Annotated in this window: 20 protein-coding genes; 13 read left to right on the top strand and 7 right to left on the bottom strand. The window is 34.9% G+C overall.

Annotated features, from left to right (window positions below; all coding sequences use genetic code 11):
* Positions 1-55 precede the first annotated feature (55 nt).
* Positions 56-1,048 (bottom strand): type IX secretion system protein PorQ, encoded by a 993-nt coding sequence (gene porQ, locus K0R77_RS00315; protein WP_300346104.1) that lies wholly within the window; start codon positions 1,046-1,048, stop codon positions 56-58.
* Between the two features lie 165 nt (positions 1,049-1,213).
* Between porQ and pyrH the strand changes: the two genes are divergently transcribed.
* Complete coding sequence (gene pyrH / locus K0R77_RS00310; protein WP_300346102.1) at positions 1,214-1,921, top strand: UMP kinase; 708 nt, start codon at positions 1,214-1,216, stop codon at positions 1,919-1,921.
* An 83-nt stretch (positions 1,922-2,004) separates the two neighbouring features.
* Complete coding sequence (frr, locus tag K0R77_RS00305; RefSeq protein ID WP_300346100.1) at positions 2,005-2,559, top strand: ribosome recycling factor; 555 nt, start codon at positions 2,005-2,007, stop codon at positions 2,557-2,559.
* 58 nt (positions 2,560-2,617) lie between these two features.
* Here the strand turns inward: frr and K0R77_RS00300 are convergent, their stop codons facing one another.
* From K0R77_RS00300 to K0R77_RS00280, 5 genes are all read right to left on the bottom strand, one after another.
* The gene (locus K0R77_RS00300) at positions 2,618-3,262 is read right to left on the bottom strand and encodes a hypothetical protein (protein ID WP_300346098.1); all 645 of its coding nucleotides are present in this window, start codon (positions 3,260-3,262) and stop codon (positions 2,618-2,620) included.
* A gap of 63 nt (positions 3,263-3,325) precedes the next feature.
* Positions 3,326-3,664, bottom strand: coding sequence for a hypothetical protein (locus K0R77_RS00295; RefSeq protein WP_300346096.1), 339 nt, complete (start codon positions 3,662-3,664; stop codon positions 3,326-3,328).
* Positions 3,665-3,828: 164 nt separating this feature from the next.
* Positions 3,829-5,283 (bottom strand): LptF/LptG family permease, encoded by a 1,455-nt coding sequence (locus K0R77_RS00290; protein ID WP_300346094.1) that lies wholly within the window; start codon positions 5,281-5,283, stop codon positions 3,829-3,831.
* A 67-nt stretch (positions 5,284-5,350) separates the two neighbouring features.
* The gene (locus K0R77_RS00285; RefSeq protein ID WP_300346092.1) at positions 5,351-5,998 is read right to left on the bottom strand and encodes an outer membrane lipoprotein carrier protein LolA; all 648 of its coding nucleotides are present in this window, start codon (positions 5,996-5,998) and stop codon (positions 5,351-5,353) included.
* 76 nt (positions 5,999-6,074) lie between these two features.
* Positions 6,075-8,603, bottom strand: a complete 2,529-nt coding sequence (locus K0R77_RS00280; protein ID WP_300346090.1) for a DNA translocase FtsK — start codon at positions 8,601-8,603, stop codon at positions 6,075-6,077.
* 236 nt (positions 8,604-8,839) lie between these two features.
* Between K0R77_RS00280 and ccsA the strand changes: the two genes are divergently transcribed.
* The 3 genes from ccsA (at position 8,840) to K0R77_RS00265 (ending at position 13,639) form a co-directional block, all read left to right on the top strand.
* Positions 8,840-12,106: a cytochrome c biogenesis protein gene (gene ccsA, locus K0R77_RS00275; protein WP_300346088.1), complete on the top strand. Its 3,267-nt coding sequence runs from the start codon at positions 8,840-8,842 to the stop codon at positions 12,104-12,106.
* 276 nt (positions 12,107-12,382) lie between these two features.
* A complete protein-coding gene (locus tag K0R77_RS00270; protein ID WP_300346072.1) occupies positions 12,383-13,249 on the top strand; it encodes an SPFH domain-containing protein in 867 nt (288 codons plus the stop codon).
* A 195-nt stretch (positions 13,250-13,444) separates the two neighbouring features.
* Positions 13,445-13,639: an Arc family DNA binding domain-containing protein gene (locus tag K0R77_RS00265; protein ID WP_300346067.1), complete on the top strand. Its 195-nt coding sequence runs from the start codon at positions 13,445-13,447 to the stop codon at positions 13,637-13,639.
* 41 nt (positions 13,640-13,680) lie between these two features.
* Here K0R77_RS00265 and K0R77_RS00260 read toward each other — a convergent pair whose 3' ends face one another.
* Positions 13,681-13,875 (bottom strand): hypothetical protein, encoded by a 195-nt coding sequence (locus K0R77_RS00260; protein WP_300346060.1) that lies wholly within the window; start codon positions 13,873-13,875, stop codon positions 13,681-13,683.
* Positions 13,876-14,005: 130 nt separating this feature from the next.
* Between K0R77_RS00260 and K0R77_RS00255 the strand changes: the two genes are divergently transcribed.
* The 8 genes from K0R77_RS00255 to K0R77_RS00220 all read left to right on the top strand — a co-directional run bounded on the left by K0R77_RS00255 (position 14,006) and on the right by K0R77_RS00220 (position 24,397).
* Positions 14,006-15,556, top strand: coding sequence for an aldehyde dehydrogenase family protein (locus K0R77_RS00255; protein WP_300346058.1), 1,551 nt, complete (start codon positions 14,006-14,008; stop codon positions 15,554-15,556).
* A 102-nt stretch (positions 15,557-15,658) separates the two neighbouring features.
* Positions 15,659-16,984 (top strand): L-lysine 6-transaminase, encoded by a 1,326-nt coding sequence (lat, locus tag K0R77_RS00250; RefSeq protein WP_300346056.1) that lies wholly within the window; start codon positions 15,659-15,661, stop codon positions 16,982-16,984.
* Between the two features lie 63 nt (positions 16,985-17,047).
* The gene (locus K0R77_RS00245; protein ID WP_300346039.1) at positions 17,048-17,278 is read left to right on the top strand and encodes a DUF2007 domain-containing protein; all 231 of its coding nucleotides are present in this window, start codon (positions 17,048-17,050) and stop codon (positions 17,276-17,278) included.
* A 173-nt stretch (positions 17,279-17,451) separates the two neighbouring features.
* On the top strand, positions 17,452-17,970 hold the full coding sequence (locus K0R77_RS00240) for a GNAT family N-acetyltransferase (RefSeq protein ID WP_300346032.1): 519 nt from the start codon (positions 17,452-17,454) through the stop codon (positions 17,968-17,970).
* Between the two features lie 192 nt (positions 17,971-18,162).
* On the top strand, positions 18,163-18,627 hold the full coding sequence (locus tag K0R77_RS00235; RefSeq protein ID WP_300346027.1) for a transcriptional regulator: 465 nt from the start codon (positions 18,163-18,165) through the stop codon (positions 18,625-18,627).
* 2 nt (positions 18,628-18,629) lie between these two features.
* Positions 18,630-19,814 carry an efflux RND transporter periplasmic adaptor subunit gene (locus K0R77_RS00230; RefSeq protein ID WP_300346024.1) on the top strand — a complete coding sequence of 395 codons (1,185 nt, stop codon included), beginning with the start codon at positions 18,630-18,632 and terminating at the stop codon, positions 19,812-19,814.
* Complete coding sequence (locus tag K0R77_RS00225; RefSeq protein ID WP_300346018.1) at positions 19,814-22,960, top strand: efflux RND transporter permease subunit; 3,147 nt, start codon at positions 19,814-19,816, stop codon at positions 22,958-22,960. The genes K0R77_RS00230 and K0R77_RS00225 overlap by 1 nt, the downstream gene beginning before the upstream one ends.
* Before the next feature lie 21 nt (positions 22,961-22,981).
* Positions 22,982-24,397: an efflux transporter outer membrane subunit gene (locus K0R77_RS00220; protein ID WP_300346016.1), complete on the top strand. Its 1,416-nt coding sequence runs from the start codon at positions 22,982-22,984 to the stop codon at positions 24,395-24,397.
* Positions 24,398-24,480 lie beyond the last annotated feature (83 nt).

The raw sequence follows: 24,480 nt of genomic DNA, 5'->3' as shown, positions 1-24,480 counted from the left end.
ACTTAGCAGAGAACACAATGTTTAATTTAGTTAAAATAAAAATGTGATTATTAAATTATTCTCCTCTGTGGCTGCTAAGATCTACAGAAATTCCTATCTGATTGACATTGGAAGAATTATGATATCTCACATGCGCATAATCGATACGGAATTTTGAAACTTTAAGTCCGAAACCTGCTGAAAGCCCGGAAAAATTTCTTTGATCAGCTACAGCTAATTCATTTCCTCTTCTTACATTATATCCCAATCTTACGTTGAAACTTTTTTCAGGAAACAATTCTGCACCCAAAGAGAAGTGATCGGCAATCTTTCTGCCAACATTTACTTCCTGTCCGTTTACATTTAATTCTGAAGAAATATCAAACTGTTGTAGATCATGTGCTGTAACCGTAATTGCTAAAGGAAAAGCTTTTAAAATTTTAGTATAACCTAAATCAATCCTGAATGGTAGATTTTCTCTAACACCATTGAATGATTTAAACTGATAACCAAAGTTTCTTAACACCACAGAAACTACTTCTTTACTCTGTTTTGGATGATACGTAACTCCCAAAGTTCCTGCTAAAGCAGAAGACGTATAGGTGTCAATTTTTGAAGTGATAAAATTTAATCCACCCCCGATTGTCCAGTCTTCTTCAAACTGATAAGCGTATCCACCACCTACGGCAACATCAGAAGCAGAGAATTCTCCCATTTCGAACCCGCTTTCATCGGTTCTCGGAATGTTTCCATAGCTCATGTAACGAGCATTTACAGTAACCATGTGACCATTGTCGAGATCTTTGGCAAAGGCAATGGTTCCGTATTTTGAATCTGCAAGATAAGCAGTCGCATTCACGGAAAGCTGTTTGTCTGACTCTTTATTTAGCAAAGCAGGATTGGCAATTGCAAAAGACACATCGTGATCTCTCATGGTAATCGCATCACCGCCCAAAGCAGCCTGTCGTGCCGAAACCGGAATGTTCAGAAATGGGTAAACGTTTGTTCCAGTTTGTGCAAATGAAACAATTCCCGAAAGAAATAGTGAAAAAATTAGAACTTTCTTCAAATCAGTAATTAATTAATGCAAAAATAATCCTTTTTCGTACTTATCAAAATATTTAGAACATTATTTACTATTAAATATTTTTCTTTTTTCAATATTTTTAATGATTATATTTGCAAAGTTAATTTCTGAGGAAATTAATTCTCAAAAACTATTATAAATTTAAAGATGAAATATAAAAGAATCCTTCTAAAACTGAGTGGTGAAGCATTGATGGGGAACAGACAGTATGGTATCGATACCGAAAGACTGATGGAGTATGCTCAGGAAATTAAAAAAGTAGTTGACTTAGGCTGCGAAATTGCGATCGTAATTGGAGGAGGAAATATTTTCCGTGGTGTGGCAGGAGCTGCAAAGGGAATGGACAGAGTACAGGGCGATTACATGGGAATGCTTGCAACTGTAATCAACGGTATGGCATTACAAGGCGCTTTGGAAGATGCAGGAATCAAAACAAGATTACAATCTGCCATCGAAATGGATAAAGTAGCTGAACCTTTCATCAAAAGAAGAGCTGTGAGACACCTTGAAAAGGGTAGAGTGGTAATCTTCGGAGCAGGAACAGGAAATCCTTATTTCACAACCGATACGGCAGCAACTTTAAGAGCAATAGAAATTGATGCAGAAGTTATCTTAAAAGGAACAAGAGTAGACGGAATCTACGACAGCGATCCTGAGAAAAACGAAAATGCTGTAAAATACAATTCATTATCTTTCGACGAAGTTTTCGAAAAAAATCTTAAAGTGATGGATATGACTGCTTTTACATTAAGCCACGAAAATAAATTACCAATCATTGTTTTTGATATGAATAAAGATGGTAATTTAGTGAAGATTGTTGAAGGAGAATCTGTTGGAACTTTAGTGAATATTTAAAAAAGTAAAAGTATTATTTATTAAAAAAATTACTTATTACTCATCTTAACCAAATGTGTAACTTATCAAATTTTTATTATATAATGGAAGAATTAGATCTTATCGTAGAATCTGTAAAACATGATATGGAAGCAGCTATAAAGCACTTGGATCATGCATTTCAAAGAATCAGAGCGGGACGTGCGTCTACGAATATGGTTCAGGATGTGATGGTAGAATATTATGGTGCTCCAACTCCTCTTAATCAGGTTGCCAACGTTTCTGTACCCGATGCGATGACAATTTCTATTCAACCTTGGGATAGAACCGCAATCAACGCTATTGAAAAAGCTATTATTAATTCTAACTTAGGCTTTGCACCTTCTAATAACGGGGAAAATATCATCCTTAATGTTCCGCCTTTGACAGAGGACAGAAGAAGAGAATTGGCAAAACAGGCTAAAGGAGAAACTGAAGATACTAAAATCGTTGTAAGAAACGCAAGACAAAACGGGATCAAAGAACTAAAGAAATTGGAAGGAGTTTCTGAAGATGCAATCAAAGGTACTGAAGAAGAAATTCAGATACTTACAGATAAGCACGTAAAACTTTGTGACGATCATCTTAAGGCGAAAGAAGCCGAAATTATGAAAGTATAATTTTCAGTTTTAAATTATAAAAAAGTGGTTTCGATAAATTCAAAACCACTTTTTATTTTTAAAGACAATTCATTTTGCCTTTTTTATCTTTATTTTTCATAAGCAGATTAAAGGTTTTCTGCAATTCATTAATCGAGCAATTTTTCATTTCTTTATTCTGAATATTCTCAGATTGAGGATTGTTTTTTGAGCTTGATTTTAAAGTATATTTCTTCTCTAAACATTGAATTGATTTACCTTCAACAATATAAAACCTCTGCTCAGTAATATCATCTTTTGTTTCGGGTTTCTCGGGAGTTCCGCCGTCAAAACTCCACACTGTATCATCTTTGAAAACAAAATAAGGTTTTCCTTCATTCACAAAATAATTTTCAGTTGAAGAAAAATGACTGTCTGCGTTGAAATGCTTTATGACTTTTAAAACTCCCTTTTCTGAATAATAAATAACGTTACCTGATCTTTCTTCACATTCATATGCAAAGCTTACAGAATCAAGTTTCTTTGCTGTCAGTTTTGAATTTACCAGGTTGTATTCTTTTTTTATTCCGTCAACTGAATTTAGATCATTTTTCAACTTCAAAGAATCTTTAGGTGTTTTTGAAGTTAAACTATCTGAGTTAACAGACTCTTCAATAGCTTTATGATTCTCTTTTTTACAAGAAATTATGAAGAATATACTAGAAATTAGAAATAGTTTTTTCATTATAGCAGTTTTGAGATCCGATGTTTACAAAAACAAAAAATGTGCGACAAAATGATTTCAGCATTAAAATTTTGCTTCAAATCCTGTTTTCAAAGCTTTCTTTTCGGGTTCGGTGAGAGATTTTTTATAAATTTCTTCCCACAATTTTGCTGTCTGATCAAATGATTCTATTCCTAAATTTCTGACATTTGCTCCCCAAAGTAAAATAGCAAAATCTTTTTTATTGTAAATAGTATTACCGAAAGCTATCATTGGGCTGTCTGTGTATTTTTCATCCACTTTTTTTGTAAAATCAAACTTTCCGCCGATGCTTTCTTTTTTGATGTAATTTTCTGTATCGGTTTGTTGAGCTGAAGCAGAAATACCAATGAAGATCAAGAATATAAAGAGTGTTTTTTTCATTGTTGAAATTTTCAGATTGTTGAATATAAAGATAAAATTATTTACAACATAACCAATTTTTAAAGTTTACTCATATTTAAACTTCATAATAACTCAATTTAACGTTGAGAAATATCTTTCATTTAAAGCAAAAAAAATCAGGAGAAAGACTCCTGATTAAATGCTTATTGATATCGTTTATGTTCTTTATCCTTTACGAAAAGTTTTGTAAGCGGTTTAAAGAATGATTTGTATTTTTCAGAATCGAATAACTGAGAATCTGTCAATGCCTTGTAGGTCATTAAAACTCCAAAAGGAAACAAAATCATATTCGGAAGCCATGCTGCAAGATAAGGACTCATTTTTCCGGACCATGCAACGTTTTCAAACCCAACATTGATTACGTAAAATATAATAAAGATCACAATTGCAACAATTACAGGGACACCCATTCCTCCTTTTCGGATGATAGATCCCAAACTCGCTCCGATCATAAAGAAAATAATACAGGTAAATGAATATGAGATAATTCTCTGCTGATAAATTACCACCTTATTAAAATATTTTATGCTTGGCGTAAGTTCCTGCTCTTTTGAATCTAATGTTGTTTTCAGATTATCTAATCTGCTGTGCGCATTATAAATCATCTCCAACTTTTTGTCAGTCTTGATGGTATCAAATTTATATTGTGATTTCACAGGTGCTTTAGACTTGTTTTTATCCATATAACTGACGACCGAACTGGTTTGAGAAATGACTTCGGAACTGATATTGCTTACCAATTTAGCATTGTCTTTTCTGGCTTTATCAATCGTGGTAAACAATTCATTAAAAGTCTGAAAACGGTAATCTTCAGTGATTTTTTCTTCTTCAATGGCTTTATTGATGATTTCACTTACATCAAAATGAGAAACCAACGTATCAAATTTTATAGCCTGATCAGGTTGTTTTAATCGTACGTTTTCTGCTTTTCCGGCATAGCTGTCTTCAAAAACATAACCATTAAATAAAACTAACTGTAGATAATTTTTATTGGGAGGCGTTACAAATTTTCCTTTTTCTGCTACGATCGATTGTTGATTTTCGAATGTACTTGCTTTTTTATGAATGAAAATCCCTTCCAGATCACGACCGTCTTCACCCTCAATCTTGTCAAATTTCACCATATATCCGGGAATTTGATCTATAAACTGACCCGGTGTAAAATTCAGTGCAGGTTTTGTCTGAGCAATATTGAAAAGCATATTTTTTGCCTTTCTCTGGAAGTCGGGAATAATATTATTCGAAAAAAAGTAGAGTAGAATCGCCATTAAAGTCACAACTCCCAAAAGCGGCATCATCACTCTGGTCAGTGAGATTCCTGCAGCTTTCATTGCTGCAAGTTCGTAGCGTTCACCAAATTCACCAAAAGACATGATACTCGCCAAAAGTATTGTTAAAGGTAAAACCATACTTACCACACTCACTCCCAGATAAAAAAGAAGTTTCATGATCTGAAATGTAGTAAGACCCTTTCCCATAAACTGCCCAAGCTGAATCCAGATAATGTTTACAATAAAAATGAAAAACAATACGCTGAATATAAATAAAAACGGACCAAAAAAGGTTTTAATGATATATCGGTCTAATATTTTAAACATTCGTCAAAATTAATGAAAAAGCCACAAAGTTTCCTTTGTGACTTTAAATTTTAATATTTATTTAGAATTATAATTCTGTAACAAGATAATTTTTGAATTTATTTTTATCAAAAACAAACATATTAGAATCCAGTTGCTGATTTTCTTTGTATTCTTTAATAGAAATTACCGCAATATCTTTGTTGTTTCCATGCTGTTCCAATTTCAGCATTTGTTTTTTTGCTCCATCGATATAAATGTAAATGTATTTTAATCCGTTTGCTTTTACAGGTGTCAATTTAATAAAATCTGCACTTACACCATCAACCGTTTTTTTACCATTATAGGTAACATTGTAATCATTTCTGTACGAGGTAAGATAATTAATAGGAGAGAACATCGTCGAACTTTCATTAGGCTTTGCTACCGTCACTTCCTTATCTTCTGTGTTGATATTGTAAATTTTGCTGCCATCGAAAATCTGCTCTGTCTCCATGATCTTCAATTTATATTTATCGCCGGCTGTGTAATATATTCCGGGTTCGTTTTTGCTCACCACACCGTTTACACCGCTTCCAAAAGCAAATTTGAAATAAGAATTCTTTTTAGATTTGTAATTTGCCGTTACATCATCCAAGATTTTTTTTGCTTTAGCATCAATTTTTTGAGCCTGTACAAAAGCAATACTTCCTACCACAAAACTACCCAATACTATTTTTGAAATTATTTTTTTCATGTTTCTTTTTCTAAATTTTCTATTCTTTAGACAAATTGAATTGTCAAAAGTTAAAATGTAAATCTGACTTGTTTTTTTAACTTCGCAGATCTTCCAAAAACTGTTCCAAAGAATTCAGATCACTAATAAGAACCTCTCTCGCTTTAGCACCGTTGAATCCACCAACAATACCGCTTGCTTCAAGCTGATCCATTATTCTTCCGGCTCTGTTGTATCCTAATTTCAATTGTCTCTGAAGCATAGAGGTTGAACCTTGCTGAGTTGAAACAATAATTCTCGCTGCTTCATCAAATAATTGATCTTTTTCATTAGGATCAAAAGCTCCGACAGAACTTGTTGCCTCTTCATTTACATATTCTGGAAGCATAAATGCAGAAGCATAACCTTTTTGTTCACCGATAAATTCTGCCAGTCTTTCAACTTCAGGCGTATCAACAAATGCACACTGAAGTCTTAAAATTTCATTTCCGTTAAAATAAAGCATGTCACCTTTTCCAATTAACTGATCTGCTCCCGGAGAATCCAGAATAGTTCTTGAATCTACACTTGAAATTACTCTAAATGCAGCTCTTGCAGGGAAATTGGCTTTAATCATACCGGTAATTACATTCACCGAAGGTCTTTGCGTTGCAACAATAAGGTGAATTCCGACCGCTCTTGCCAACTGCGCCAATCTTGCGATAGGAAGTTCAACTTCTTTTCCGGCAGTCATAATCAAATCTGCAAATTCATCGACTACCAAAACGATGTATGGCAAATATCTGTGTCCATTTTCAGGATTTAATTTTCTTTCGCTGAATTTTTTATTGTATTCTTTTAAATTTTTACAGAAAGCGTTTTTAAGCAAATCATATCGCTGATCCATCTCTACACAAAGAGAATTCAAAGTGTTGATCACTTTATGAGTATCCGTGATAATTGCATCATCAGAATCGGGAAGTTTTGCTAAATAATGTCTTTCAATTTTTGAATATAGTGAAAGCTCCACTTTTTTAGGGTCAACCATTACGAATTTCAATTCACTCGGATGCTTCTTATAAAGTAGGGAAGTCAAGATTGCATTAATACCAACCGACTTTCCCTGTCCTGTAGAACCAGCCATTAAAAGGTGAGGCATTTTTGATAAATCTGCCATGAAAACTTCATTAGAAATCGTTTTTCCAAACACAACCGGAAGATCCATATCTGTATTCTGGAATTTCTGTGAAGCAATTACCGAGCGCATAGAAACCATCGTGGGGTTTTTTCTCGGAACTTCAATTCCTATCGTTCCTTTTCCTGGCATTGGTGCAATGATTCTGATTCCTAAAGCTGAAAGATTCAAAGCAATATCATCCTGAAGTTTTTTAATTGCAGAAACTCTGATTCCCGCTTCCGGTACGATTTCGTATAAAGTAACTGTTGGTCCGATGGTCGCTTTAATTTCAGCAATTCCAACATTGAAGTTCTTTAGTAATCCGACAATTTTATTTTTGTTTTCTTCTAATTCTTCTTTATTAACCGAAATTTCTTCATTTCCGTAATCTTTCAGCAAATCTAAAGTTGGCATCTGGAATTTAGCCAGATCCAAACGATGATCATATAAACCGTGTTTTTCAACCAGATCATTCGACTGCTTTTCAGAATCATCCAAAATCTCAACAGCAGGAGCAACTTCTACATTAAATTTAATTCCATCCGATGACGAAGTAGAAGGTTTCATATCAAAAGCTTCTTCATGTTTCGCAACAGGAATTACGGGTTTTGTGTTTAAATCTAAACTTAAAGGTTGCGAAAATTCTTTTTTATCCTCTTCAAATGAAGTTTGATTAGGAGTAACAATGGTTTCTACACTGGAAGCCGGCAGAATTTCGACAGAAGTTTTTGTTGATTTTGAAGAATCTTTTGTTTTAGAGTTTTCAGAAAGATCAGTTACTGTAATATTCGGTGAGTTTTCCTGAATTTCATTTTCAAGTTCTTCATCTGCTTCAAAATTTTCACTGGAATTCGGCATCATTGATTTTACTCTGCCAATCGTATTTTCATTGATTTCATTAAATTTTGATTTGATTGAGCTTGGACGAAGATTAAATTCAAGAATAAAATACAAAGCAATACTTACTATTAAAACCAACCAAAGACCAACACTTCCGATGATTGCATTCAGAGAATCCATAATCTGATAGCCGTAAACTCCACTCAGAACTCCTGCATTTCCCTGACCTTTTGTGATGGCTCCGAAAAAAATAGGAAGCCAGCAAATGAAAAATAAAGAATGTCCGAAAGTCATCCATGGTTTAAAGATTTTTTTCTTCAGGATCATTGTCCCGAAAACCACAAAAAGAAATGCAACAATAAATGATGCAACCCCGATGCTTTCAAAGATAAAGATATTGCCCAGCCAATCGCCTAATTTTCCAAAAATATTGGAAGATTTTATGCTTTTATCAAGCATTGTTCCGGCTTGGCTCTGATCTGATTTCCAATTCATTAGATACGAAATGAACGACAGCGCAAGGACTCCCGAAAAAACGATGAACGTCAATCCGAAAAAGATGCGCGGTTTTGATAAGATCTTGCCTTTTTCAGGCGACTCGGTCTGTGGTTTTTGTGTTTTCTTTTCCATAATGTCAATCCTGGCAAATTTAGTGTTTTTTTAATATTGTCATTATTTTTTTTCATAAAAACGAAGTCGCTTTTCTATGTTGATTCACAGATAATTTAGATTTTTAAGAATGATTTTAAGGTTATTAAGAATGATTCAAAATAACACTTTCATAGGCTTCTGATGACAAAAAACAGCTTTTTTTCTCTCCCTTTCGTTTTATCATCCTTATTTTTGCATGTCAAGTAAAAAAAATCATGAAGAAGATCCAGGATATTCTTATTTCAACCAGAACAATGGCTATTCTATTGCTGGTTTACGCATTTTCTATGGCGTACGCAACATTTTTAGAAAACGACTATGGAACGCCCACAGCGAAAGCATTAATCTATGAAGCTAAATGGTTTGAACTGATCATGGTTCTTCTGATTCTGAATTTCATCGGAAATATTTCACGTTACCGTCTCTGGAAAAGAGAAAAATGGCCGGTTTTGGTTTTCCACCTTGCATTCATATTCATTTTTATTGGAGGGGCAATTACAAGATATATCAGTTTTGAAGGTCAAATGGTGATCAGAGAAGGAGAAACTTCTAATGAGATTGTTACGGATAAACATTTCTTTAAAATTAAAATAGAAGAAAAAGGTGATGCGCTTGACTATCAGGATATTCCTTATTTGATGTCGCCATTGCACAAAAATTTTGCTGCCACCTATGATTTCCACGGAAAGACCGTAAAAGTAAAAACGCTTGACTATGTTCAGAGAAAAAAAGACAGTTTAATTGCTGATCCAAACGGTGCGGAATATCTTCATCTGGTTTCCACTGCTGAAACCGGAAGACAGAATATTTATATCAAACCAGGTGAAACAAAATCAATCAACGGAACTTTAGTAACCTTCAACAGAGCTATTGACGGTGCCGTTGAATTCAGAAAAGAAAATGGGCAGATTTTAATTAAGACTCCTGTCAATGCCAATTACATGACGATGGCAACTCAGGCAACGGGAACTACTGTGAAAGATCAGTTCCAGCCTTTGGTTTTGAGAAGTTTATATACAATTAACGAATTAAAATTAGTTGTTCCCGAAGGTCTCAGAAAAGGTAAATTATTGGCTTTTGAAGGCGACAGAAAGAAAGATCAGAATGTTCCTGATGTAATGACCATTGAGCTTCAAGGTCCAAAAACTAAACAAATTGTTGATCTATCCGTAGAAAGAGGAAATCCAAATGCGTACAAACAGATTAATATAGATAATCTGAATATCATGGTTGGTTTTGGTCCGAAAATTTACAATACTCCATTTGCAATAAAATTAGATGACTTTGTAATGGAAACATATCCCGGAAGTTCATCTCCAAGTGCATATGAAAGTCATGTTAAAATTATAGATCAGGGAAAACAGACCCCTTATAAAATTTATATGAATAATGTGTTGAATTATAAAGGATACCGTTTCTTCCAGTCTAGTTTTTCACCAGACAGAATGGGAACTGTTTTATCTGTAAATCACGATTTCTGGGGAACTTTAATTTCTTATATAGGATATGCATTTTTATTTGGCGGAATGTTTGTGATCTTCTTCTGGAAAGGAACTCACTTCTGGAAATTAAACAAGATGCTGAAAGACATCAACAAGAAAAGAGCAGCAGCAATTCTGCTTCTATTTTTAAGTTTCGGCTTAAATGCACAGAAAATTGAGACTCATGGAAACACAGATGGAAGTAGAGAACATGTACATGTAGAAGGAGACGGTCATACGCATGAAGCGCCTTCGGAAACACATAAGCCACAGCCAAGTGTACAACAAAATTCTGTGGCTGCACCTTTAACGAAAATGAAAATGATTTCAGCAGACGAGATCATTGCAAGAAATAAAATCAGTAAAGAACACGCAGATAAATTCGGATATCTTTTGGTTCAGAATTTCGAAGGTAGAATTGTTCCTACAAACACCCAGGCTTTAGATGTTTTAAGAAAATTGTACAAAAAAGATGCGTTCAGAGGTACAGACGGAAAATATCTTACCGCAAATCAATGGTTTTTATCCGTAAACACAGATACTCCAAGCTGGACAATGGTTCCGTTGATTAAGATCGATTCAAAAGGAGGTAAAGAACTTTTGGAGAAAACAAAAGCTGACGAAGACGGGTATACTTCGTTGATGAATCTTTTTCCTGCCGATGCTAATGGAAACCTGACTTACATCTTAGATGAAGACTACAATAACGCTTTTCGTAAAAAAGCTTCCGAGCAGACTGAATATGACAAACAAGTCATCAAAGTAAACGAAAGAGTTCAGATTTTTAATGAATTTTTCAGCGGTCAGTTCATGAGAATTGTTCCTGTAAAAAATGACCCGAATCACACTTGGCATTCTTGGCTTGACCAAAAAATGGAACCGGATATGGAATCTCAGCAAGTAATGGGACCTTATTTCGCAGAAGCTCTTCAGGCTCAGAAAACAGGTGATTGGACCAAAGCTGATGCAGAATTAGCAAAGCTTTCAGCTTATCAGCAGAAGTGGGGAAAAAGCGTAGTTCCTTCTAAAACTAAAGTTGACCTGGAAGTTTTCATGAACGAGGTGAATCTTAACTTCAAACTTTTAATTTTCTATACAATTATCGGAAGTTTATTGCTGATCTTAGGTTTTGTGGAATTATTTAAGTCTAAAAAACTTTTAAGTAAAATCATTAAAGCAATCATTATTTTAGGTGTAGTTGGATATTTTCTTCATTTCCTAGGATTGGTTGCAAGATGGTATATTTCTGGTCATGCACCTTGGAGTAACGGCTATGAAGCGATTATTTTCATCTCATGGGTAGGAATTTCTGCTGGTTTAGCTTTGTATAGAAACTCAAATGCCTTAATTCCGGCTGCCGGATTTATGGTAGCTGTAATCATGATGGGGTTTGCTCATGGAGGTTCAGCTCTTGATCCGCAGATTACACCATTAGTTCCTGTTTTGAAGTCTTATTGGTTGATTGTACACGTTGCAATTATTACTTCGAGTTACGGTTTCTTTGCACTGTCAATGATCATTGCGGTAATTTCATTGGTTTTCTACATTATTTCAGATAAGAATTTATTTAAATTTCATAATGATACTACGTTAAAAGAATTGGCAATCGTTTCTGAAATGTCTTTAACGATCGGACTTTTTGCTCTTACCGTAGGGAATTTCTTAGGTGGAATCTGGGCCAATGAATCTTGGGGAAGATATTGGAGTTGGGATCCGAAAGAAACTTGGGCATTTATTTCGATTATGGTTTACGCTTTTGTTATACACATGAGATTGGTTCCTGGATTGAGAAGTAGATGGGCATTCCACGTTGCAACGATGTTTGCATTTTGCTCAATGGTCATGACCTATTTTGGAGTAAATTATTACTTAAGCGGGCTGCATTCTTACGCAGCAGGAGATCCTGTTCCGGTTCCGGCTTGGGTATATATTGGTTTAGGAACAATGTTGTTATTATCAATAGTTTCTTACTTCAAGTTTGTTGCCTTAAAGAAAAAATAAATTAAAATTTATTGATAAAACAGAATCCCTGAAATTAATTTTTCAGGGATTTTTTATTTCATGCAGTTTGTCATTCCGCAGGAATCTAAGCAACAGCTATCTCACCTTTAAACTGTTGTGATTCCTACGGAATGACAAACTGTGTGAATATTTTTATAAGAATCTCTCATGTTAAGATTATAAAAAGAAATTTATTTGATCAAAAAAACTTATAATTCAAAACTTATTTATATCTTTATGATATCAAATTAATATCATTTTAAAAATAAAAAAATCATGGAAAAAGTTTTAAAACCAATGTCAGGCTATCTTGCCCTTGTTATTTGTTTAGTATTATTGGCAGCTTCCGGCTATCTGTTTATTACCGGAGTTGAAGTCAGCATCACATTTGTTATTCTTGCAATAGCTTGTTTTTTATTGAGCTGTTTCTTTATGAAAGGTTTGATGATTATTCAGCCAAACCATTCGAGAGTTTTGAATTTCTTTGGAAAATATGTAGGATCGGTAAAAGATAACGGACTGTTTTTTATCAATCCTTTATACTCATCACAAAAAATGTCTTTGCGTTCGGAAAATCTTCAGGGACAAACGTTAAAAGTAAATGACAAAATGGGAAATCCCATTGAAATTGCAGTTGTAATGGTGTGGAAAGTAGGCGATACTTATAAAGCAGCATTTGATGTTGAAAGATATTCAGATTTTGTGAAAATGCAGAGTGAGGCGGCGGTTCGTCATTTGGCAATGAGTTTTCCTTACGATAACTTGGAAGATGATCATGCACCGATTACATTAAGAGAAGGTGGCGATAAAATCAATTCTATTCTTGAACAGGAACTGACAGACCGACTTTCAAAAGCAGGAATTATTATTCAGGAAGCAAGAATTTCTCACTTGGCTTATGCATCAGAAATTGCAGGAGCAATGCTTCAGAGACAACAGGCAACAGCAATTGTAGCAGCGAGAACCAAAATTGTAGAAGGTGCAGTCGGAATGGTAGATTTAGCTTTGAAAAAATTATCAGAAGAAAATATTGTTGAATTGGATGATGAAAGAAAAGCTGCGATGGTCAGTAATTTAATGGTCGTCCTTTGCGGTGAAAAAGCAGCACAACCCATTCTAAATGCAGGAACCTTATATAATTAAGATTAATACTAAAGCTTAGGTTAATTTTAGCATAATAATTAAACCTTTGTATTCTTCGTTAAGTGAAACGCCTTTGCGAACTTAAAAGCAGCTAGTAGTCAAAAAATCTTTGCGGACTTTGCGTTAAAAATTACTATTATATTAAAGTAGATAATTAAATTTAGCTAAAAAAGCCAACAGAATAATTCAAAAAAAATGAAATCTCAGAACCCTAAAAACTCTTCAGAAACTCCACCGAAAGGCAAAAAATCTTTTGTCATCAGGATTGATGAGTCTACTTATAAGTTACTTGAAAAATGGGCAAATGATGAGTTCAGGAGTGTAAACGGGCAAATGGAATATTTGCTGAATCAAAGTTTGATAAACTCCGGAAGGAAGAAAAAAGAATAAAAATATTGATTAAGTCAAGCAAAGAGCAATCTTTGCTTTTTTTATTGAAAAATTCCGGTAAAATAACCGCTGATGATCGACCAGAAATTTTTACCTAAAAAGTAAATAAGCGTAGAAGTAATAATCCCTTTTACCGTAAAAAAGATAATTCCGGCAACACCGAATTTTTTCAGCATCTTCTTCCAGCGAGAATTTTTCTCTTCTGTAGGTTCGTTTACAGATTTATTGGTTTCCATTTCAAGAAAGATTTATCCTGCAAAGATAAAGATGTTTATAATCATTCCAAATAAAAATAGCTTTAAATCATTAAAATTTCATCAGTCTCAGAAATATTTTTATCTTTAGACAAAACGAAAAGTAACATTTATGTCAAAAAAAGTCAAAGATTTCGGAATTGAAAAATCTTTAAAAAACCTCGGAATAAAAGCTGAAAATAAAGGTACTTCTACAGGAGGTAAATTTTTCGCTTCCGGGAAAACCATTGAAAGTTATTCGCCATCAGACGGAAGATTAATTGGTAAGATAAAAACATCAGCAGAAAAAGATTATGACAAGGTAATTGAAACTGCACAGGATGCCTTTAAGGAATTCAGAATGATTCCTGCTCCTAAAAGAGGAGAATATGTAAGACAATTGGGTCTGAAATTAAGAGAATATAAAGATGATTTAGGAAAACTTGTTTCTTACGAAATGGGGAAATCTTTGCAGGAAGGTCTTGGCGAAGTGCAGGAAATGATCGATATCTGCGACTTTGCGGTTGGTCTTTCAAGACAGCTTCACGGTTACACCATGCATTCCGAAAGACCGGGACACAGAATGTATGAGCAATATCATCCGCTTGGAATTGTTGGTGTCATCACTGCTTTTAACTTTCCTGTTGCAGTTTGGGCATGGAATACAGCTTTAGCATGGATTTGCGGAAACGTTACGATCTGGAAACCGTCAGAAAAAACTCCTTTCTGTGCAATTGCCTGTCAGAATATTATGATGGAAGTTTTAAAAGAAAACAATCTTCCTGAAGGTATTTCAAGTGTTTTGGTTGCAGATCACGAGATCGGACAATTATTGGTGGAAGACAAACGTGTTTCATTGATTTCTTTCACCGGATCAACTAAAGTGGGAAGAATGGTTTCTTCAAAAGTAGCTGAAAGATTCGGAAAATCAATCCTTGAATTAGGCGGAAACAATGCCATTATCATTTCTAAAGATGCCGATTTGGATATGTCAATTATCGGAGCCGTCTTTGGAGCGGTAGGAACTGCCGGACAAAGATGTACTTCTACAAGAAGACTGATTATTCATGAAGATGTCTATGATGAAGTGAAAAACCGTCTGGTAAAAGCTTACGGACAATTGAAAATTGGAAATCCTTTAGATGAAAACATGCACGTTGGACCACTTATTGACGTTCATGCAGTCAATCAGTACGAAATGGCGATTGAAAATTGTATTCAGGAAGGCGGAAAATTTGTTGTGGAAGGCGGAGTTTTAGAAGGAAAAGATTATGAATCAGGATGCTACGTAAAACCTTGTATTGCGGAAGTTGAAAATTCTTTTGAAATCGTACAGCACGAAACTTTTGCACCGATTTTATATTTAATTAAATACAAAACCTTAGAAGAAGCAATTGCAATCCAGAATGATGTTCCTCAGGGATTGTCTTCTGCAATTATGACCCAAAATCTGAGAGAAGCGGAATTATTCCTTTCACAGGCAGGTTCAGATTGTGGAATTGCCAACGTGAATATCGGAACTTCGGGAGCTGAAATCGGTGGAGCTTTTGGTGGTGAAAAAGAAACAGGAGGAGGAAGAGAATCCGGTTCTGACGTTTGGAAATACTACATGAGAAGACAAACGAACACCATCAATTATACAACCCAACTTCCTTTAGCACAGGGAATTAAATTTGATTTATAAAGCTTTAATTTTAATCATTAAAAAATTAAAGATTAAATAATCAGCAGTGTCTAATTTTTCAATTTTCAATCTTTTAATAAAATATTTCAATTCACACAAAATATGGAACACACAGTAGAAACAAAAATAAATAAAGTAAAACAAACCGTAGGAAAACACGTTTTGGCAGATGGTTTTGACTTTGTTATGGATATTGAAAACTCTCATGGCTCCTGGATTCATGATTCTATTACAGGTAAAAATTATCTGGATATGTTTTCAATGTTTGGCTCAGCGTCGATTGGTTATAATCATCCTTATCTGGTTGAAAGATCAAACTGGCTGGGAAAAATGGCAATCAATAAACCTACTTTGGCAGATGTTTATTCTAAGGAATATGCAGACTTTTTAGATACTTTTGAAAGAGTGGTAATGCCTCAAGAACTTCAATATGCTTTTTTCATTGAAGGTGGAACTTTAGGCGTTGAAAATGCAATGAAAGCTTGCTTCGACTGGAAAACAAGAAAGAATTTTGATAAAGGTCTTGACATTGAAGCTGGGATCTGCATCCATTTCAGACAGGCTTTTCATGGGAGAAGCGGCTATACTTTAAGTTTAACCAATACTTCAGATCCAAGAAAATATCAGTATTTCCCGATGTTTGAATGGCCGAGAATTTTAAATCCGAAATTAACTTTTCCTATTACGGAAGAAAATCTTGAGGAAACCATCAATAATGAAAGATTGGCTTTATTAAATATTGGCGAAGCTATTTTGTCACATCCTGATAAAGTTGCCTGCATTATTATTGAGCCGATTCAGGCTGAAGGTGGAGACAATCATTTCAGAGATGAGTTTTTTGTTGAATTACGCAAGCTTTGTGACGAGCATGAGATCCTGTTAATTTTCGACGAAGTACAGACAGGAATCGGAATTACAGGAAAAATGTGGGCATTTGAGCATTTCAGCATAAGACCTGATATCATTTCTTTTGGTAAAAAAACGCAGGTTTGTGGTGTTTTGGCAAACAGAGAAAAATTTGATGAAGTTCCCAATAACGTTTTCAGAGAAAGCTCAAGGATCAATTCAACTTTTGGAGGAAACTTTATTGATATGCTTCGTTTCCAATTGGTGATGGAAGTGATTGAGAAAGAAAATTTAGTTGAAAATGCAAAAGTTGTCGGCGAATATCTATTGGAAGGTTTACAAAATCTAGCTCAAAAATATCCTGAAAAAATTTCTAATGCTAGAGGAAAAGGCTTGATGTGTGCAATAGATTTGCCTACGCATGAGCAGAGAAATCATTTGAGAGAAATCTTATTTGACGAAGGCTTGATCATCCTCGCATGTGGTGATCAATCAATACGTTTCAGACCTCACTTGAACGTTACTCAGGAAGAAATTCAGATTGCTTTAGATAAAATTGAAAGTAATATTAATAGAATTTAAAATTTCAAAATTTGGAATTCTGAAAAAAAAGTTCTATATTTAGATACTCAAAATGTATATTATATGGAACGCAACACGAGAGTATCTGTTTTTGAAAGCGATAAACCTTCAGAAATTCAGTTGATCAAATCAAAATTAGAAGAGGCGCAGATCACAAATGCCGTAGAAAATAATTATCTTACGTTCACGACAACGCCTACAGCAACATCGTTGAAAGTAATGGTAGATTTGCAGGATGAAAAAAAAGCATTTGATGTAATTGATGCTTACCTTCAACAAAATCAGAATCAATAAAAAACAATTTCATAATTTTAAATTTTACTACTTCGGAACCGAAAATTAATACAATTAGTTTTCGGTTTTTTTTGTCAAATTTTAAAAATGAAATTATAAATATTGTGAAAGAAATAATTATTGATCAGAATCTTTTAATACTAAAACTTTCAAATCATTAAAAAATAAACTCAATGACTCAGGATAACACCATTGAATTCAGAAAAGCAGAAATTCGGGATAAAGATATAATCTGGGAAATCATACAGCAATCAATCGAAAGACGAAGAATCGACGGCAGTACTCAATGGCAGAATGGTTACCCAAATCAACAAACCATAGAAAGCGATATCTCAAAAAAATTCGGATTTGTTCTTACAGTAAATCTTGAAATTGCAGTTTATGTAGCTTTAATTTTTAACGATGAGCCGGCTTACAGTACAATCGATGGAGCGTGGCTTACAGACGGTGAGTTTGTTGTGATTCACAGGGTTGCAGTTTCTGAAAAGTTTGCAGGACAAGGTCTGGCTAAAAAGCTTTTTGATTATATTGAAGACTATACAAAAGCTGAAAACGTTCACAGTATTAAGGTTGATACCAATTATGACAATGCTGCAATGCTTAAAATTTTGGAAAATAAAGGATACACTTATTGTGGTGAAGTTTTTCTTTCTGGAGGAGTTCGAAAAGCATTCGAAAAGATATTGATTTAAAAAACATCAAAAGGTTAAATCTGTTTTGATTGATTCTTTTAGAAACTATATATTCATAAACTCTATTGGCTTTGTTCGTTTAGTTCCGAACTAAGTTTTACTTTTGCTCAGAATTAATATGCTATGAATTGTAATTGTCAACAATTAACTTAAACAATTATATAGCCGCTGTTAAAAAATAAATTTCTACCTATGAATAAAAGTATAGAAATTGACGAAAAGATTTTTCAGGATGCAGTAAAATTTTGCAGCACGATGTTTAATCTTCCGCCATTGGCTTCTAAAATCTATTCCTACCTTATTTTTGATTTTGAAAAGGTAGGAATTACTTTTGATGAATTTGTGGATGTTTTTGCAGCAAGCAAAAGTTCGGTTTCCACCAATATTAAATTGCTGCTCAATGCTCAACTCATTATTGATATAAATAAGATAGATGAGCGCAAAAGGTATTTCTACACCAACAGCGATTACAAGAAAGTAAGGTTTGAAAAAATTGTTCAAAAAATGCAAGATGAGCTCAACTTGATTGAAGACCTTCGAAAATTCAGAAAATTTAAAAAAGTAGATGACAAAGATTTTGAAGACAAAATGGAAGTCTATAAATCTCTTTTAAATAAAAACATCATAAATATTCAGGAATCTCTTAATAAACTATAAAAATGACAAACAAGCTTATACTATTTTCTGTAGCAGCATTTTCTTTAACTGCCTGCAAAAAAGAAGCTCCGAAACAGGATGGTCCAAAAACTTTTCCTGTAATAGCGGTAGAAAATAAAAATATAACGGGTTACGATATTTTCCCGGCAAGTATAGAAGGCAGAGTGAATAATGATGTTCGTGCAAAAATTCAGGGATATATTACCCAGGTTTTGGTGGATGAAGGTCAATATGTAACAAAAGGACAGCCATTATTCCGCCTCGAAACCAATACTTTAAATGAAACTGCAGCGGCAGCAAAAGCAGGAGTCGGTGCAGCACAGTCAAATATTGCCGCAGCTCAGGCCGCAGTAAATGCAGCACAAGTAGAAGTCAACAAGCTTAAGCCATTAGTTGAAAAAAACATTATCAGCAATATTCAGCTTCAGACAGCTCAAGCCAATCTTTCTCAAGCTCAGGCTCAGGTTCAGCAGGCAATTGCAGCAAGACAACAAGCGAGTGCCAATTATAAAGGAGCAGCGGCGAACGTAGATTATTCTATCATTCGTGCACCTATTTCCGGAGTTATCGGTAAATTACCGTTAAAAGTCGGAAGTTTAGTTGGACCAACAGATCAAACTGCCCTAACAACAATTTCAGATACTTCAGAAGTATTCGCTTATTTTTCAATGAATGAAAAAGAATATTTTGATTTTCTAGAAAAATCTGTAGGAGCAAATGTTCCTGAAAAAATTAAAAACCTTCCGATGGTGGAGTTACAATTGGCTAACGGAAGTTTATATCCTGAAAAAGGAAGAATTGAAGCCATTACAGGTTCTATTGATGAAACAACGGGAACTATTCAATTCAGAGTTGCATTTAAAAATGCGCAGAAACTTTTAAGCAACGGAAACAGCGGAAGTATCAGATTTCCTAAAACATATGACAACGTTTTGGTCGTTCCGGAAAGTGCAACGTATGAGCAGCAAGGTATTGTTTACGTTTATAAAGTTGAAAAAGACACTGCAAGAAATGCCGTTGTTGAAGTAATCGAAAGAATTGACAATTTAGCTTTAATAAAATCAGGCTTGAAAAAAGGTGAAGTGATCATTGCCGCAGGAACAGGAAATATAAAACCGGGAACTGCCGTTAAACCTAAAAAAGTCAGTATGGATAGTCTCGTTCAATCAGTAAAACCGAAATTCTAATGATAAAAAACTTTATTAACAGACCGGTTTTATCCACTGTAATCTCCATCCTGATCGTTATTCTCGGTGTTTTAGGACTTACAGCACTTCCGGTTACACAGTATCCCGACATTGCACCGGCAACGGTGAGTGTAAGAGCAAATTATACAGGAGCGAACGCAGAAACCGTAATGAAAAGTGTTGTTGTTCCTTTGGAAGAACAGATCAACGGTGTTGAAGGAATGGATTATATTACTTCAACTGCCGGAAACGACGGTTCAGCGCAGATTCAAGTGTTTTTTAAACAAGGAGTTGATGCAGATATTGCCGCAGTAAATGTACAAAACCGTGTTGCGAGAGCATCTCCGTTACTTCCGAGTGAGGTGACGAGAGCAGGTGTTGTTACACAGAAACAACAGACAAGTGCATTGATGTATCTTTCTTTTTATTCTGAAAATAAAAATATAGATGACGTCTATCTTCAGAACTTCTTGAATATCAATGTAATTCCGAATCTCCAGAGGATTAATGGAGTAGGTGAAGCCAATGTTTTTGGTGGAAAGAACTACTCAATGAGAATCTGGCTAGACCCTGCTAAATTGGCAGCATATGGAATAACACCAAATGAAGTTACAACTGCCATCAACGATCAAAGTAGGGAAGCTGCAGCAGGTTCTTTAGGACAAAACAGCGGAAGTTCTTTCGAATATATCATTAAATATGTTGGAAAATTCAGCGAAAAAGAGCAGTACGATGACATTATCATCAAATCTCTTCCGGACGGACAGAATTTAATGCTGAAAGATGTTGCGAAAGTAGAATTAGGAGGTCTTTCTTATTCCGGAGTGGGTGAAAACGGAGATAACCCATCCATCAGTATGGGGGTTTTCCAGACTCCCGGATCGAATGCTCAGGAGATTATTGAAAACATCAAAAAACAGCTTAAAGAAAATGAAAGTTCATACCCTGAAGGTGTAAAATATACATTTAACTTCGATACCAACGAGTTTTTGGATGCATCTATTGAAAAAGTAATCCATACTTTGATCGAAGCATTTATTTTGGTATTTATCGTAGTTTATATTTTCTTACAAGATTTCAGATCAACACTGATTCCGGCAATTGCGGTTCCGGTATCGATTGTGGGAACATTCTTTTTCTTAAATCTATTCGGATATTCATTAAACTTACTGACGCTTTTCGCTTTGGTACTGGCAATCGGTATTGTGGTCGATGATGCGATCGTCGTCGTCGAAGCCGTACACGCCAAGATGGAAAATGGTATTTCAAATGCGAAGAAAGCGACCGTTGAGGCGATGGATGAAATTACAGGAGCGATTATCTCTATTACTTTGGTAATGGCGGCGGTATTTATTCCGGTAACGTTTATTACAGGACCAACCGGTGTATTTTATCAGCAGTTTGGTATTACGCTGATTATTGCGATTATCATTTCTGCAGTAAATGCATTGACTTTAAGTCCCGTTTTATGTTCGCTTTTCTTAAAACCACACGAAGAACATCACGAAGATTATAAGAATAAAAATTTCATTCAGAAATTCTTTTATAAATTTAATATTGGTTTCAAAACTGCCACAGAACGTTACGGTAGAGGATTTAATTTCCTTATCAAACATAAGTGGGTGACTTTGGTAATTCTTGTTGTTACATGCGGAATTATCTATTGGGCAAACGGTAGTATGAAAAAAGGGTTTGTACCTACCGAAGACCGAGGGATTATTTTCACAGACGTACAGCTTCCTCCGGGAGCATCAATGGAAAGAACGTATAATGTTTTGAAAACGTTGCAGAAAAATGCATTGCAGATTCCGGGAATTCAGAATGTAACCATATCTACAGGACGTGGGCTGCTTTCCGGAAACGGAAGTAACAACGGACTTGCTTTTGTTAAATTAAAACCATTTGACGAAAGAAAAGGTGACGGTTTATCTTCAGAAGAAATTTCTAAAAGGTTATTCGGATTGGTTGGTAAAGTTCCTGATGCAAAAGTTGTCTTCTTTCAGCCGCCAAGTGTACCGGGATTTGGTAACAGTGCAGGTTTTGAGATGGTTCTTTTGGATAAATCTGGTGGTGATTTTGCTGAATTGGATGCCAAAACAAATGAATTTATCGGAAACTTGATGCAAAGACCGGAAATTGAATTTGCACAGACCTCATTCAATACAAAATATCCGCAGTATATGATGGAAATTAATGTTCCGTTGGCTAAACAAAAAGGAGTTTCTGTAAATGATATTTTGTCAACTATGCAGGGATATATCGGTGGAATTTACGGTGCTGATTTTACCAAATACGGGAAGCAGTTCAGAGTAATGATTCAGGCGCTTCCTGAAAACAGAGTCAATGCAGAAAATCTTAACCAATATTATATTAAGACAAGTTCCGGAGAGATGTCACCGATTTCACAGTTTGTAACATTGACCAAAACATATGGTCCGCAGTCTGTAGGTCGTTACAATTTATTTACTTCTGTAAAAATTACCGGAGCAAATAAGGCAGGTTTCAGTTCAGGTGACGCAATTACTGCCGTTCAGGAAGTTGCTAAAGAAACACTTGACCAGAATTACGATGTAGAATTCACGGGTCTTACAAGAGAAGAATTAAGTTCTGGATCTCAGACTTTATTGATCTTTGGTTTAAGCTTGGTGTTTGTGTATTTCATTCTTTCTGCTCAGTATGAAAGTTATATTCTGCCTTTCGTGGTTGTGATTTCATTGCCTTTAGGAGTAATGGGGGCATATTTCGGACAGAAAATCATGGGGCTTGAAAACAATATTTATTTTCAGATTGCTTTGATCATGCTTGTAGGATTACTTGCCAAAAATGCAATTTTGATCATTGAGTTCGCTGTTCAGAGAAGACATCATGGTGAGTCGATTGTAGATTCTGCAATCAATGCTGCGAAAGCAAGATTAAGACCTATTTTAATGACTTCGCTGGCATTTATCTTCGGGTTGTTACCATTGGTTTTAGCGAGCGGAATTGGTGCCGTAGGAAATAGATCTATTGCAACAGGTGCAGCAATCGGATTATTAATAGGTACTATTTTAGGTGTATTTGTTATTCCTGTTTTGTACGTTGTTTTCCAGACTTTACAGGAAAAAATAAAACCGATCAAACATGAAGACATCAATTTAGCTGAATAAGAAATCTTTAAGATTTAAATAATGAAAAATTTATCAATAATTATAAAAGGAACTGCTTTTTCAGTGCTCACCACAATAGTGATTACCTCTTGTCATGTAAGAAAAGAGTACGAGAGACCTACAGCTGTTGTAGATGAAAAACTGTTCCGTACCGATATGCTTCCGCAGGACAGTGCAAGTATCGCCAATGTTTCATGGAAAGAAATTTTCACAGATCCTGTTCTTCAGAAACATATTTCAAAAGCTTTAGAAAATAATTTAGATATAAGAATCGCTCTGCAGAATATTACCTCTGCAGAAGCGTATCTTAGACAAAGCAAAGCAGCTTATCAACCCACGCTTTCTGTAGGACCGGGATATACGTTTCAGACCCAGTCTCTGAATACCCAGTTTGGGCAGATCATTGGGGAAAGGCGTTATGTCAATCAGTTTGACATTACCGGATCGATCGGTTGGGAAGCTGATCTTTGGGGTAAACTGAAAGCGCAGGAAAAAGCACAGTTAGCGACTTATTTAGGGAGTGTTGCGGCGCATCAAACTGTAAAAAGTGGTTTGGTATCTTCAATTGCATCAAGCTATTATCAATTGCTTACTTTGGATGATCAGAAAAGAATTATTCAGGAAACAATAAAAGTCCGTGAGAATAACCTTGAGACGACAAAAGCACTAAAAGTTGCCGGAACTCTTACAGAAGTTGCCGTACAGCAAAGTGCTGCACTTGTGTATAATGCGCAATCTTTACTGATCGATATTGACACACAGATTCAGATTTTAGAAAATACCATGAGTCTTTTGATGGGTGAACCTTCACAGACCATTGAAAGATTAACCTTAGAAGCCCAAAAACTTCCTGAAAGCTTTGCTTTGGGTTATCCTGCTGCTTTGCTGGCAAATCGTCCGGATGTAATGCAGGCTGAATTTAATTTAATGAATGCATTTGAACTGACCAATTCCGCAAAAGCACAATTTTACCCTACACTAAAACTAACAGGAAGCGGTGGATTGCAATCCGTAGATATTGACCATTTATTCAGTGTAAATTCCCTGTTTGCAAGCATTGTTGGAGGTTTGGTACAGCCAATTTTAAATAAAAGACAGATCAAAACCAATTACGAGGTCAGTCTGGCAAATAAAGAAACAGCTTATTTAAACTTTAGAAAAACCGTTCTCACAGCAGGAAAAGAAGTATCTGACGCAATAAGAGTATTCTCGGTACAGGATTCTTTTATTGATCTTAAGACAAAAGAGCTCAATGCCTACAAAAACTCTGTAGAGTATTCTCAGGAATTGGTAAACTACGGTATGGCAAACTACCTCGAAGTTTTAAATGCCAATGTAAATTCTTTAAATGCAGAGCTTAATATTTCTAATGCCCGATACAGCAAAATGAAAGCTGCAGTAGATTTATATAAAGCTTTAGGCGGTGGCTGGAAATAAATCAAATTAATATAAATTCTTTTAAACGTATGCTGTTTTCAGTGTACGTTTTTTTATTACTTAAAATTTTAGAAAAAAGTTTT

It is taken from the genome of Chryseobacterium sp., from assembly GCF_029240215.1.
Classification (GTDB): domain Bacteria; phylum Bacteroidota; class Bacteroidia; order Flavobacteriales; family Weeksellaceae; genus Chryseobacterium.
This window is presented reverse-complemented; position numbering and strand designations above follow the sequence as displayed.